This window comes from Mycobacterium bulgaricum (assembly GCF_041287165.2).
In the GTDB taxonomy this organism is placed as follows: domain Bacteria; phylum Actinomycetota; class Actinomycetes; order Mycobacteriales; family Mycobacteriaceae; genus Mycobacterium; species Mycobacterium bulgaricum.
The window spans coordinates 156431-170763 of the sequence record NZ_JBGGKV020000011.1 but is presented as its reverse complement, the minus strand read 5'-3'; the positions used below and the strand labels follow the sequence as shown (position 1 = coordinate 170763).

At 57.8% G+C, this 14333-nt stretch carries 8 protein-coding genes and 1 pseudogene; 5 read left to right on the top strand and 4 right to left on the bottom strand.

The window, feature by feature from the left end:
• Window positions 1–590: 590 nt before the first annotated feature.
• Window positions 591–1388, top strand: coding sequence for a hypothetical protein (locus ACAG24_RS24195; RefSeq protein WP_370476015.1), 798 nt, complete (start codon window positions 591–593; stop codon window positions 1386–1388).
• A 2-nt stretch (window positions 1389–1390) separates the two neighbouring features.
• The gene (locus tag ACAG24_RS24190; RefSeq protein ID WP_370476016.1) at window positions 1391–4414 is read left to right on the top strand and encodes a DEAD/DEAH box helicase; all 3024 of its coding nucleotides are present in this window, start codon (window positions 1391–1393) and stop codon (window positions 4412–4414) included.
• Window positions 4415–4470: 56 nt separating this feature from the next.
• Here the strand turns inward: ACAG24_RS24190 and ACAG24_RS24185 are convergent, their stop codons facing one another.
• Window positions 4471–4818 (bottom strand): histone-like nucleoid-structuring protein Lsr2, encoded by a 348-nt coding sequence (locus ACAG24_RS24185; RefSeq protein ID WP_370476017.1) that lies wholly within the window; start codon window positions 4816–4818, stop codon window positions 4471–4473.
• A gap of 564 nt (window positions 4819–5382) precedes the next feature.
• On the opposite strand from ACAG24_RS24185, the gene ACAG24_RS24180 reads away from it, so the two are divergent.
• Window positions 5383–6822, top strand: coding sequence for an AAA family ATPase (locus ACAG24_RS24180; protein WP_370476018.1), 1440 nt, complete (start codon window positions 5383–5385; stop codon window positions 6820–6822).
• 25 nt (window positions 6823–6847) lie between these two features.
• Window positions 6848–7675 carry a hypothetical protein gene (locus tag ACAG24_RS24175; protein ID WP_370476019.1) on the top strand — a complete coding sequence of 276 codons (828 nt, stop codon included), beginning with the start codon at window positions 6848–6850 and terminating at the stop codon, window positions 7673–7675.
• Window positions 7676–7785: 110 nt separating this feature from the next.
• Here the strand turns inward: ACAG24_RS24175 and ACAG24_RS24170 are convergent, their stop codons facing one another.
• The 3 genes and pseudogenes from ACAG24_RS24170 to ACAG24_RS24160 form a co-directional block, all read right to left on the bottom strand.
• Complete coding sequence (locus ACAG24_RS24170) at window positions 7786–8913, bottom strand: DHH family phosphoesterase (protein ID WP_370476020.1); 1128 nt, start codon at window positions 8911–8913, stop codon at window positions 7786–7788.
• A 12-nt stretch (window positions 8914–8925) separates the two neighbouring features.
• Window positions 8926–10332 (bottom strand): hypothetical protein, encoded by a 1407-nt coding sequence (locus ACAG24_RS24165; RefSeq protein WP_370476021.1) that lies wholly within the window; start codon window positions 10330–10332, stop codon window positions 8926–8928.
• Window positions 10333–10434: 102 nt separating this feature from the next.
• Window positions 10435–11912, bottom strand: a pseudogene (locus ACAG24_RS24160) (DUF6119 family protein).
• Window positions 11913–12545: 633 nt separating this feature from the next.
• On the opposite strand from ACAG24_RS24160, the gene ACAG24_RS24155 reads away from it, so the two are divergent.
• Window positions 12546–14327 carry a GMC oxidoreductase gene (locus ACAG24_RS24155; RefSeq protein WP_370476022.1) on the top strand — a complete coding sequence of 594 codons (1782 nt, stop codon included), beginning with the start codon at window positions 12546–12548 and terminating at the stop codon, window positions 14325–14327.
• The last annotated feature ends 6 nt before the right edge of the window (window positions 14328–14333 follow it).

The window sequence follows — 14333 nt, the reverse complement described above, 5'->3', positions numbered from 1 at the left end:
GGGATTACTGGGACGGCCTAATCGGCCATCGAGAGCTTGGCTTCAGCGGACCCTCGGGCTGCGAACTAACAGTGGCGAGGTAGCTGATGCGCGCTGCCGTCAGATGCATGCAGCGACACACAAGCTGCTGAACTCAGCCCGGCACTGCCGTTGCGGCAACGTTCGTGAGAAACGCAGAACCGACAAGTGCAGATCCGGTCAAGACCGTCGTTACCACGGGACAATCAACCATGCGCCTCACCTCCTTTCGCGAGACGTCTCGCAAGCGAGACAACAAGCTAGGAAATACGCTAAGCAACACAGCCACCACAACGATTACGCAGGCCGGACCCGGGTTTACCGAGCTCAGTTCAGCAGCTCAGTCTCACTATAGCAAACCGCCTCGGCGCACCTCCCGCAGAGGACCCAATCTGAGACTCATCAGCATCGACGCACTGGGGTGCGTGGCATGCCGGGCTTCTTGGCACCCAAGACCGTACACAGTGGCCACCCCGGCCCCGCTTCTGCGGAACCAACTCCCCGCCACGGTCAGACGCGGTACGTGCTGCGTCCACGCCGGGCCGGCAGCCGTTCCAGAGCATAATGGCGAAATGCTGGTCCATGCCCGAGCAGAGATCCTGGCGCTCGCCCAAAAGTGCACGCTAACCGACCTTGGGTCTTATGACGGCTGGGAGGCGACGTTGTGGCGTCTCGACGATGATGACGTCGCGTTAGCTATCGAAGCGTACCGCGCCCTACTGAACGCCGGTATGGATGACATGACTGCACTTCTCTTGGAAGACGGCATCGACCTCGATGAGCTTTTGACGGGTGGGACCGCGAGAGACGAAATCACGCGATCCGACGTCACCGAACTCATCGCTGCAGCATCGATGATTACGGGTGACGGGTGTCATGTCGACCGAATGCATATGCCAAACGTGCCGAAGATGGCCAGAGGGAAAAGTGACAGTGGAATTGATGTTTTAGACATTCGTCTTGACCCGGAAGGTAGCTTCGACCAGCTCGGAGACGACGAGCGTTTAGTCATCGGCAGTGTCAAACACACTGTCGGTGATTCCACCTCGCAGATGCGGTATGCGTTGGCGAAAACGCTTGGAAGTAAGGAGCTTTCGACTGGGTATCTAGCACGCCAACTTCGCACGGTTCACCATCGGCTAGTAGAGCAGGGCCTCGATCGCGTACGAGCCAACCGGCTGATGTTGTTTGTGCGGGACTTCTATAAGAATTCCGCGGTTCGGCTCGTCGCCGTAGGGTGTGCAGATCCCTCAATGGAGGACGATCTCCGAGGCCAACTCAACAATCTTCCGTCTGTACCGAACAGACCAAATGGTTTCCGTATCGTGACGGTCCCCGATATTAGCTCAGTTCACGAAGATTGCCCCTGAGCATGGCCATTCAGGATGATTACGCATTTTCACGCCGGCAGTTGCGGCGCGCACGCATACAAGATGTATTGACCATGGGCAGAGAGGGCGTCGTCGTTGGATTACATCGCGACCGACTACTGGAACCGCTTACCGTCGAGTCAGTAGCGCCATCAGCGGGGTTCAACGTGCTGGACGAGAACTCAGTAGACATGGTGGTGTCGGTCGCTATTGCCGAAGTAGATGAATCCGCTATTGATGCGCTCAACGTCTTGTTGCTTTGCATTAATGCCCTTGCGAAAGATGGGCAATTTGCGAGGGTGACCCTACTCGCAGATCGCCTGTACAATTCTGTTCGTGCGATCGAAACGGAGCGCCCATTTCTGACGGCTGCGGTTCAAGCTTTCTCTCGCGTCATAAATAACCAGAAACGTAATGCGCTACTTACTCTCAACGAGATCCTTGGATTATCGGACGCGGGAGTAACACGGCGCGTTCAGAAAGACACAAGACAAATCGGGGACATACTGGCGGCAAATGTCCTGCGCCGATTGATCGAAGGATCTGGAGACGAGTATGTCACGCGCGCCCGCGCCGCGGCGGCATCGGCAATGGACGGCACGTGCCTCAATTTTATCGATGCGGCTCTTGCATGGAACTCAGCGACAGCAGCGGCAAGGCCCATCGATGTTCTGACAAGTGCGGACAGCACGTTTCGCGCGCCAGAACTGCGTGACTACGTCCGTAGGCGCCAGATTCCTGCGCTCTACCCGGCACAGATCACGGCCATCGCACAAGGTGCCACACTCGACGACAACTGCGTTGTGTCGCTACCTACGTCGAGCGGTAAGACACTCATTGGAGAATTTAGAGTGGCAGCCGCACTCCACCGGCATCCTGGCGGCACCGCTATATACGTCGCGCCATACCGTCTGCTTGCCCGCCAGGTCGAACGCGAGTTTAGAAAGGGGCTATGGCGGCGACTCGGCCATTCAGTTCGAGACCTGGGTTCTGGGTACGAGATCGATCAAAGTGAAACCGAATTTCCCAGTGTTGTAATTGCTACGCCTGAGCGGCTGGATGCGCTTCTTCGCCTCGCGACATCGGGACGAGAAGGCAGTGCGAGCGCAAACAATCTTTTCTCCGAATGCCGCGTCCTCATCTTCGACGAATTACAACTGGTCGGCCGCCCCGGAAGGGGACACCGGTTCGAATTGGTGCTGACGCGATTACGAAGCATGTTCCCTGAGCTTCCGATCCTCGGGCTATCTGCCGCCTCTCTCGGCACCGACGAACTCGCCGACTGGTTCGGCGCCGGCGCACCGATCTCAGGGGCAACGCGTCCAACCGGCACCCTCGAGATCCTTTGGGAGAACGACGGGAAGTTACTTCAGCGAGTCAGCCGTCGTCCGCCCACCACTGTCGCTTCGCTCCCGCGCAAGTCCTCCGCGATGGACGACGCTGTAAAACTCATACTCCAACTCGACGACGCTCTACGGCCCGTACTTGCTGTGTGTGTGTCGAGGCAGAACGCCGAGAGTCTCGCGCGAAAGCTGCTCGCCGCCAATCCCCACGTAGGAACTCAATGGCGAGATTCGCTCGATGAAGCCAAGATGTCCGTAGTCGCAAGTGCGATTGAGGAGACGCGCCTCCTGCTTGGTGCGCAGCATCCCCTAGCGACTTGTATGGAGCGCGGCATCGCCTTCCACCATGCAGGGGTCCCGACACCGATTCTGCAGCAGATCGAACACCTAGCTGCAAAGCGCCTGCTTCGTATCGTCTGTGCCACAACAACAGTAGCGGAAGGAGCTGACCTCCCGTTTCGCGTCGTCGTCATCCCCCACCTCAATTTTCCGGGCCACACCAGAAAATTAGAGCGAGACCTTTACCTGAACATAATCGGGCGAGCGGGACGCGCCAACGTCAGCGTGGAGGGCATCGTTTTTATTCTCAACTCCAAGGCAGATACGTTGCGCGACTTGGTCCGCACCTCGCTATGGAGCACTTCGGCGCAGGATCGAGTTCGAGGGCAGTTGCCGGCGATCTCCGCGCAACCGCGAGACCTCGACAGCTGGCGAGAGTTTCAGGAGCTACAGAGCCAATTGATGGGATGGCTTGGCGACGGCAGCAGCTACATCGACGACCAGGCGGACACCTTCAGCCAAATGACATTCTCTTATCACTCCGGCAGCCGATTGGACCGGAGCCTCGTAAAGTCGGCCGTCAGTGACGCACTCGCAGCACTAGAAACGGATGGGTACGCTTTAGCAGCGAGCCCCTTCCAGTTGACCGAACGCGGACACGCTGCGCGCCTTGCGGGACTTAGCCCAGCGAGCGTTTCTCGTCTTGAACAGTCCATCGCACGCGGACGTGACGGCTGGATGAAGGACCTCGTAGCTGTGTCCGAATTGAGCATTGATGCATGCCGTCAGATTGCCAGCATCCTATTCGATACGCTTGAAGTTTTCGAGCACTCCCTTTGGGCTCGCCGCTTGGCTGGGACAACAGATGGCGCCAAGCTCCAATCGATACTGCGATTCACAAACCAATCGCTGACGTACCAAGACACCGCTGAATTCGGTTATGACATTGATCTTTTCTCGATGTGGATGCGCGGTGAGTCTTATTTGGAGCTGAGCCGCCACGCGCCCATGTATAAACACAGCGCCTCACTGTTCGGAGGCGACTCGGAACCCAAGCGCACGTCAGACGCGACAGAGTACATCGGCAAGCTCAGCTATCCGGCGCGGTGGGCATGGTCAGCGATCCAAGTGCTGGCAGGGGATCTCGGGCGAGAAATCCCGAGTTTCATTGGAAACGCGATCGAATACGGTCTTCCCTCAGAAGCCTCTACCCAGCTGACTAGGCTCGGTTTCCTAACAAGGCCGGGTTCGCTTGTAGTCGCCCAACACTTCGGACACGCGTGGGTCGACACAAGAGAACGCATATCAAATGATGACGTTACGGAAATTCTGTCTGGGCAATTAACCAGCCTCGACTTCGATCGCCTAATCGAGTTGCGTGAACGTCTGCTAATCGAAGACTAGCTGCGGGCCAAAAGGAGTGCAGCGGATTGCCACAACGGCGAATGTGTTTTTGGGCCTTAATGTGCGGCTTCGAACGCGTCGACTACTTCGGCACGAATCCGGCCGCGGTCAGCTACGTCGTATCCGTTGGTACGTGCCCAATCACGGATAGCAGCAAGTTTTTCTGGGGAAGACTTGCCCCTGCCATTTACTTTTGTCCGTCGACCCTTACCTCCGACACCGACCTTCGCCGCTGCCGCGATGTATGGCTTGAACGCCTTATCTAGTTTCGTCACGTTGGCGGTGGAAAGGTCGATCTGGTATGACACGCCCCGCAAAGCGAACTCGATTCGCTCTCCACCGCCGTCTGGAATCTCCGAACCGTCAATATCGTCGATTAGATGGCGAACCACTACTTCAGCCATTGCCGCTCCTCATCCCGCTCTGTCAAGACAAACTTAGCAGAGCACCCATCCGCGCCACACCGACCAGTCGTGGGCGTTAGACGCGTGCATTGTCGCTAGGACGCAGACTGAATCGTGGGCGAAGTCAAGCTGGCTCCTGCCCTGGACTCGAACGACTGACCGATTAAAACGCCTCCTACACATACATCTTTACTCGGCCTGAATCCGTTGCAGGCCGGAGCCTCCCGACAAACTGACCGGGTTCGCATGCTCACTCATTTGGGTCTCGTGATCTCTGGAAGATCCCATCTGGCCACCAGCCCTTACCAATGGGCGCGCAAGGGTAGCGCCGGATAAGCCGGTTACCTTCGACGCGCAGGGCTTGAACTATCAGACATTTGGTGAAAGGAAAGGGTTCTACACTCGCGCTGATCGCGGGCAGACGTAAGACGCTACGGGTTTAGTTCTCCTCGGACCTGGCCACCGGCCCTAGACTCGAACAATGATGACTTTCGCGCAGGAAGCGCCAAGTCGGTCCCGAAGCGCCGCTCGCACCCGCGCTGCTGGTCCGCACGGTGAACCCCTGTGAACTGGGCTGAGATCGCGGTCTCGTCTGTTGCTGCGCTCTTCGCCGCCTTCTTGGGCGCCGTTCTCACTCTCGCTTCGCAGCAACTGATCACGGCGAGGGATCGGCGACGAGTACGTAAGGCAGAGCAAGAGCGCTTCGCAGATATGACAATCGCGGATGGCTCATCTGCAACAAGTCTGAAGAAACTTAGATTACCCGAGTTCGAATCGCGCTTACCAAGTGCAGAGTTAAATGGGCCCTACTTTTACCTGACTGAAATATCGCTGCAAAACTTCCGCTGCTTTACCGATACAACGATCGCGCTGCGCTATCCATACGAAGCTGGAACAGGGAGGCACAAGAACGTCAACCTCCTGCTCGGCAACAATGGGTCGGGAAAGTCCAGCGTCCTGCGCGCGGTAGCGATGACTGCTCTTGGACCGATTCTAGAAGGGTCCGCCACCGGGTTTCGGCCTTACCGTCTGGTCCGCGAGGGGCAAGCAGAGGCCCGGATAGCAGCGTCTTTCGCGTTCAGCTCAGATACTGAAGGCCGTCAGCTTCTCGCGGAACTAAGCCTTAGGCGAAGAGGAACCGTCGAGCAGATCAAATGGACACCTGGGGGCAAATCCTGGGGAGGCGTTTTCGACGAATCCTCCCCGTTTTTCTTCGTATTGGGCTACGGCGTAAATCGACGAGTTGCGGACGTGGCGCGCGCTGAACCGTCTCTAGAGGTTGGCCGCAGTGGCCGCCGCTACCAACGGGTGTCGAGTCTGTTCGACGAGACCGTGGCGCTGGTGCCTTTCGGGGCTTGGCTTCCAAGCGCATTGAAGCGCCGACAGGGCGAAGTTCGCGATGTCCTGCGCCGGTTGCTTCCTGAGAATGTAGAGTTCACGAATCGCTTCGAGGGCGAGCAACCTGTGTTCCGCCGCAACGGAATTGAAGTTCCATTCCGTGCCCTGTCAGACGGTTTGCAGTCGTACGTGGGATGGCTTGGGGATCTACTTTTCCACCTCGATGCGGCAGCGCCCGCCTACGCGTTCCACGAAGTCGGTGGCATCGTAATGGTGGACGAAATCGACCTGTTGCTACACCCCGCCTGGCAACGCGATGTCGTACCGACGGTAGGTGGCCTCTTTCCAAAGATTCAATTCATATTCACGACGCACAGCCCGATCGTGACGGGAACCCTTGAATCGCAGAACCTGATTTTGGCGGAGGAATCGCTTGAAGACAGTAACTCAGTGCTGCGCAGACTAGACGCGCGGGTACACGGCCTCAGCGCCGAGCAACTGCTGCTCAGCTCCTATTTTGACCTGCGATCGACGCGAGCGCCCGATGCGATGCCGGCGCTCGAGGACCTGGCGCGCCGCGCCGTCGATGGCGACGAGACGGCACGACGGAAGTACATAGATGCGCTCGCCCGCGGCCTCCCGACAGAAGAGCCGCTGGGTGATTAGGACTTCACGGGTCACCCGCGAGACCTTGCTTGAATTCGACGCCGCGAATGAGTCGTGGGTCCAGCGCGCGGCGGAGCTGACCCAGGCCAACAGGGATGCGGCGTGCCATCTTGAGTCGGGCAACATCTGGTCCAAGATCAAGCCGGTATTCGTTGAGCTGCAACAGAAGAAGTGCGGTTACTGTGAGCGAGTATTAGGGTCTGGCGCTATTGAATGGGATGTCGAGCACTTCCGCCCGAAGAAGAAGGTCGACGCATGGGCGGACGGCGAAAGCATCCGAGACATCGGCGGCTCCGATGCAACCGGGTACTACTTGCTCGCATACGAACCTGAAAACTACTTGGCCTCGTGCAAGCGTTGTAACAGCACCTTTAAGTCAAACTACTTCCCAACTGCTGCTCCACGGATGACATCCGCTACTGAGGCGGCGGATCTTCGTCAGGAGAAGGCCTACCTCCTTGATCCCGCGGATCCAGAGGGCTTAGACCCTGAGCTGGCGATTCGTTGGAAAGGAATCTTTCCGAAATGCGGCCAACAGGACGGCTTTCCCGGCGATCAGGCTCGCACAACGATTGCGATCCTTGGACTGGCTACGCGCGATGACCTGCTACGTGAGCGTGCTCGCACACTCTTTGGTGTCTGGCTGGCGTTCAAGGCACTTCGCAACGGAGACCAGACTGCACACGCCGATCTGGATCTACTCTGTTCATCGCATTTCCCTCATGCCAGTTGCGCGCGCGCGTTCCGGCAACTATGCGAAGACGACTTCGAGGCCGCGGCGGACGAGTATCACCAACGCGTCGAGCCATTCTTGTCCCCGCACCAATTGAAGAGGCGCCCTCGATTGCGGTGAGTAAGGTGCTCGCTCTCCGCACACCGCCGCTCGAATTTCGTCCCTCAACACCCGGTCTGACAGGTGAGGCCGGTCGCACATCCACATGCGCTCTTAGTAGCCAGCATTCGCTACTGCCGGTCTGCGATTGATCGACGAACAAACTGTTGAAGGACCTGGATCGCATCCTCTGCGCCATCATGTTTGAGGGTCGCTCCGGCAGCCATCGGGTGTCCGCCTCGGCTGATGACCGCGTCGGGGTTGAGGGACATCAGTGCCTCAACCAAGTTGGGTGTCGTCATACTTCGGGCTCGGCGGATCTCGACGGCGAGGCCCGCGGCGGCAGGCTGCACAGCGATCACAATCCCCTTATCGACCGTCGTCCGCAAAGACGAGGCCACCAAATTAACAATTCTGCGCGAGCTTTCGACCTTTACGAAATAGATCGGCATTTTCGCATCCGCGTACCAGGGGCCGGCGGTGACTGCTTCACGCACAATCTGCTCTACCTGCCGATCGACCTCCTTTGCCGCTGTGCTAATTATCTTGACCAATGAACTGTTCAACATTGATGCGTATCGCTCAGACGGGTCTGCTGGCTCGGCAGCCCGCAGGTCTCGCGCAGCGCGTAGCAAGGTGCCATCGTCGACGTCGATCGAAGTGTCTGTGAAATATGCATTGATGCCGCGCCCAATACGGCGTGCTAAGTCAGTCTCTTGTTTACTGAGCTGCGGCAAGTGCGCAGAAAATTGGCGATAAACGCCTTCACCGAAGGCAGCGGCAACGACGAAAGCGTCGTCTATCCAGTTGACCGCATGCGACGCGGCAAGTATGCGATGAGAAAACAGTGACGTGGGCCGTATTGAGTCGTCCTGCGGATTAGGGGGCAACAGCGGCACCAATTCCACGTTGCTCGGCAAAGGTACCTTCTCGCCAAAATGATCGTCGTATACAAGCAGACGGCCGCCGATAGCATCGGCAAGAGCGTTTAGCCCTCCTTGGGCGCTCAGCACGTTAATATCGAGGAGAATCAGATCGGTTATGTTGTGTTGTTTGCTCGCAGCGATCAGTCTGTTGAAATCCAGATCACCTGTCTGCACGTTAAAAGAATGGTCTTGCAGCACCGAAGTGATTCGGCCCAAAAAGTGAGCCGCGAAGAATCCATCTGCATCGCCGTGGTACGCAACCGCACAAGATTCGCCAGTAGCAAATTCGCGGATGCGCTCTAACTCTGAAGACAGATTGATATGCTCAAACATGACGAAATGATCCTACGGCGATGACACAAGCGGTCGAGCGTACTCAACTATCTCCTTGGCCAGGCGCTTCCAACCGCTCGGGGAATCGCCATAAATAATCGTGCGAATACCTTGCAGGTCGAATGGTATATCGTCATGACGTTCCGCTACTAGTATAACCGATTTTCCTAAGACGTGGGCCATTCCGAGCTCGTAGAACACGTTTGCATTCTTATCGCTTAAGTCTGCGACGATAAGTTTTGCGCGATTAATTGCATCCCATATATCACCCATAATCTGTCGAGAACTGTAGAAGTCATCTGCCCGTCGGCACGGGATGCCGAGTTCAGCAACGAGCGGACGTTTAATGTACTCCTCATATATTTCGTTTCGCCGCTGCGGGCTGAAGGGCATCAGAACGAAGCAGTAATCCTCCAGCTCACTGCTGAGTGGCCCCCAAAATGGCTCCATCGCTGCTATTCCCTTCGCTTCTCGCACGATGTCTACTGACTTTGATGTGGCTAAGGTAACTGCAAGTCGCAAGTCAAACTGCCTGTCCCGTACGACTTCATATGAACTAACCGCTCGTATCAGGATCGCCGTGGAGTACTGCCAGCTGTCTACTGCACCCCCGAACGGTGGCGGAGTAGGAAGGCGTCGGCGCAGCGGCTCCACCAACCCGAGTGCGCATCGCTCTAACCGTTCGGTGAGCTCTTCCGGCAAGAGGCCGCCGATACTAGACCACCGCTCGTAGAAGTTGTAGACCACGTACGCATCGTCAATAATGTTGTCGCTGAACCCATCTCGGCTATCCACGCGAGCAGCGAACTTTTCTATCAGATAGCTTGTAGTCCGCTCGACTATCGCGGCAGGCATCCGCTCATCATCGATCAACAGGGCCAAGCCCATGGACGACAGCGACGGTCGATCATTCCAACAGGTGTCTTCGCGCCACTGAGCGAGTAACCATCCGACGAGGTCGTCGATCTGACCGGGTTGGACGGCGTCCTGCGCCGTCTCATTAAACAGGAGCAGCTTGAGTAGGAAAAACGGTGCCGGGTACTTGGGCGTGCCGCCCGAGCGGTCGAGGTGCTGCATGAGGAAGCGCACGTCGTGGGCCACCGCGTCCGAGAAAGCGTCGACACCGAGGAGAGGCCCGCTTCGCCAGTAAAACGTTGTGTAGCGATCAGCATCGATGTCGTGAAGATAATTGAGGCCGGGTGCGACGGCAGGCGACGTTGGTTCAATGCCAACCGCCATGAGCGTCATGAGGACGTGGCAGGTAGTTATCAGTTGGTCTAATGCGTCGGGGCCGCCCCATGTGCCGTCGTCGTTACAAGAAGCCAGCAGGTGGATGACAGATTCAGCGACCAGGCCAGAAACATCGTTTGGCTTTACAGTCGGCGCTGTCCCAGCGGCATAGTGGCGGTTGGGCACCATATACACAGGCTACAAAGGTGGCACTGCTGCCGCGTGCGGGGAGACCATTCCTGTGTTCTCTATGCGTTGATGGTTTCCCGCACACGATGCGACTCCCGATTGCTATTGCTCGGGAATCACTGTGACAGCGACGTTCACCCCGATGTATCGAAGGGCGTCGTACTGCTTCACCAGGTTTACCTTGGTGAAGGTGAAAAGGCTGTCAACGTCTACCGGCTCGGCTCGTCCTATGGCTAACACGACGCGACCAATGCTCGCATTCGTAATGGCACCGTTCGTCTCCTTCGCTACTCGATCAACCCACGCTTTGCGAGCACTTTCGTCACGCGCCAGCGAGTCCGCGGCGACGAGCGCCTGGGCGAAGAGGTGGCTGAGATCCGCTGAGCTTCGACTTCGCTTGACGCAGGCGAGGTCGCCAGGATCGATATAGATGTCACATGGCTCAATGCCGCGACGATGCAGCGGCGTGGAGATGAACTTGCGGTCGAGCGAAACACCGTCCACAGCGCCGGCGGCCCGAATGTTGTAGTCGCCTTCATCTTCTCCCTGAGGCCAGGCGGGCAATCCGACATCGACCGCTGCGTCCAAGATGGCGCGCACTCGCTCATCAATCCGCGATAGATAGCTGTCGTCCATGCATACCACTTCCCGAGGTGAAAACAGAAGCGACTGCTTTCTTTTCGCACTTCAAGGGCAATCCAGCGCCGCAACGATACAGCGGCAGAGACTGCCGACGCCCTGGTTGGCTCGGGCTCGCTGAACAACTGTAGGGAAATGGCTTGCAGGCGATGCTCTGCTTCATCGGGCGTCAGACCTGCAAACCAGGACAGAACCTCAGCGATACCCGGGATGCTCTCGCTGACGCGACGGATGCGATCTCCAATACCCGTCACTTTGCAGCTCAGCGCCGGCCCATAGATCTCCAGTTGCTCGTGCGGCCAGCTCAGAGCGATAGCGTCGTCGGACTTCCCTCGGAGTCTGGCGATCAATCTGGCTTCGAGATCCGGGATTAGAGCATCGCGCGGCTTGAGAGCGACGAGTTGTTCGATGCTTTCAAGTCCGCGTACGACCGGCTGGGTTCGCAGCGCAGTCAGCACCGCGAGGTCACTAATCAAGTCGGTTGGGTCAACAGCTAGCGGGATTTTCAGTGAGTCCGCTGCCGACAAGACGATGATGCCGTCGCCCGCTTTCAGTCCTGGGATGCGCGCCTTCGCTTCGAGTCGGGATACCACTTCCCCGAACCCGTCCAGACCAAAGTCCTGGATGACGCTGCCGACTGGCAGAGTGCTGCGATCGACGCGGGCGCGATGGTCAAGCACCGTTTTCGTTACAGATTTGATTTCGCCGGATACGGCCGAGCGGGCGATAACGCCAGGGCCGAAACCGAATTCAATTTTATCCGTATTGATGAGCAGGTGACCCATCCCCCACGTCAGCGCCCAGGCGTCACCGTCGTCTCCATCTTGGTCGAGAAGAACGAGAGCAGCCCGCGGCGTCGAGTTCGTAAAGCTGACGTCCTGCGCAGTCAATCGCCGGACGTACGGCGCCCACTTGCTCGGGCTGGTGGGTGCTCCGCTCACAAGGATGGCCTGATGACCGCCCACCACCACATCCGCCCGCTCATACCACGACTTTGGCCTCAGGACTTCTGGTACGAAGGCATCGCCGAGGTCGCCGATATCCGTCAGGCGGTATAAAGATGTCTTGACGGTCTTTGCGGTTTGCACTGTCACGTGTCACCTACATCGTTCCGAATAGTAGGCATGAAGAACCCTTCGTCATAGGCGGCCAACATCAAGCTAGCCGAGCGGCTACTGCAGATGTGGCGATTGCGGGAGATCATCTGGCGCTTTTGCCGAATACCGAACGTTTGAAGCGATCGAAGTTGGCGATCCTTGGCGCCGACAACGCGCCAACGCGTACCGTAATTGCAGTGCTGCGGGGGCGGCACACACATCGGGGGTCTTATTGTGAGCCAGCCTTACCACAGCGGCGTTCCTGCAGAATTCTTACCTGCGGATCTGCTTCCACTCGCGGACACATCAGCGCTAGCCGACTTGCTAAGTGCCGGGGTCACGACCAGAGCTTCCTTGGATCGGCGTTTGTACATTCGCCAAACCGCACTCACGCTCTCTGGCCTAGCGGAGACCCCAGCTTTAGCGTCGAGCTTTTGGGTTCACTTCTGGACGGAACGTTGGCGACCAACACATATCGTGACAATCCGCTGCAGTGAGGCAGGCTGGGCCCGCGATATCTATGGCCTTTACCGCTACGGTGGCTGGCATTTCGAACTCTCGAAAGCGCAGTTCCCCCGGGGCGTGACGATGAAGCTCCTTCTTGACGGCCGCCACTTCATGGCAGGAGAGGACCACCATCTCGATAGCACCGTCAATCATCACTTTCAAGATCCTGAGATAGCTTTCGAAGGTGCCCCTGCGCATCGAATCACCCTCCCTTACGGTAACTTTCGCGGTGAATACTCGCGTCAAGAGCAAGAAATTGCCGCAGGTAACGTTAACTCCGACATTGCCTACGATGTGATAGTGGTCGGCTCCGGGATGGGCGGTGGCATTCTGGCCGACCAGCTAGCCGACCGTGGCGCCAGCGTCCTCATCCTTGAAGCCGGCGCGATTGCGGTTCCGACGCACATGCATAACCTCCCGGGCGCATGGGAGAATCTGGCGGAGAGAAACCAAATCATTCACTTTGAGAATGAACGCGATTCACAGTTTCTCTTTGGCGTCCAGTTGAACCTCGGCGGACGATCAGTATTCTGGTCAGGCCTCATCCCGCGCATGCGTGACTGGGAGCTCGCCTACTGGCCGAATGAGATCGCGACCTATCTGCGCACAGATGGGTATTCGGCCGCGGAAGCGTTGATGCGGAAGCAAAGAAACCTTGGCCCGTATCAGCGCTCCGTCGTGGAGCACCTTGCGCAACACCTACCGGATTACAGTGTCTCGGACCAGCCGCGCTCCAAGCACCAGCCACACCTAACACCGGACGGGTCGGCGCTGGGCGACATCATCGATACGTCAACCGGCACGTTCTCTACCGCTGAATTGCTAATCGATTCACTGTCACACCCTGGTCGTTCAGGCCGCGACAATCTGACGATCAATCTGCTGCATCGGGTTGTAAGGATCGAATCGTTGGGCGAAGAGTCGGCCCTCATTCACTGCCATGACCTCGCCGGCAACGTCGAGCGCAGTTACCGCGCGCGGTATGTCGTGATGTGTGCAGGTTCAGTTGAGAGCCCACGCATCGCACTTCAAAGCAACCTGCGCGATCCGAATGGCAAAATCGGTCGCGGTCTCAGTGATCATCCTGCGTACTTCTCGCACGGCGGATCGGACTACGGATATCCCATCCCCCGCTTCCGAGCCGATGGCACGCCCCACCCTTTCGGCGACCCTGGCGTCGCCGCCAAAATACTGATTCAGCACAACTCGGCGTCTTCACGCGAGCACGCATTCAACGCAGAGGTACTCATCAACGGCTGGTATTGGGACTTCAGACACGCCGATGACGATGTGCGCCGCGCGCGACTCGATGAGACCGCCCTGGCGCGGGTCAAGTTTCAATTCAATTTTCTCACCGAGCTCGACGACAGGAATTACATTGCGCTGCGGGGAGATAACCGTCCGCTTGGGATACACGTCAATGCGAACGAAGCGGGTAGGCAGTTCCACGAGGAGTGCAAGCAACTGCGAAACCGTATCCTGACGGCCTTGGATGTTGAGAACCCTGATCCGAATCGCGACCTCGGCTATGGCAACCAAGGCACACCGCACCATGCGGGCGGATCGCTGCGGATCAGCGGTGACGGATCTGGCGTCGTCGATGCAAATCTCAAGTTTGAAGCGTATCCGAATCTTTACGCCTGCGATGTCTCCGTCTTCCCTGTAATCCCCTGTGCCAACCCATCACTCACCTTGGGGGCCCTATCCCTGCGGCTCGCGGATCACCTCGCGGGACGCCTGAACCTCCCGTGACGCGAC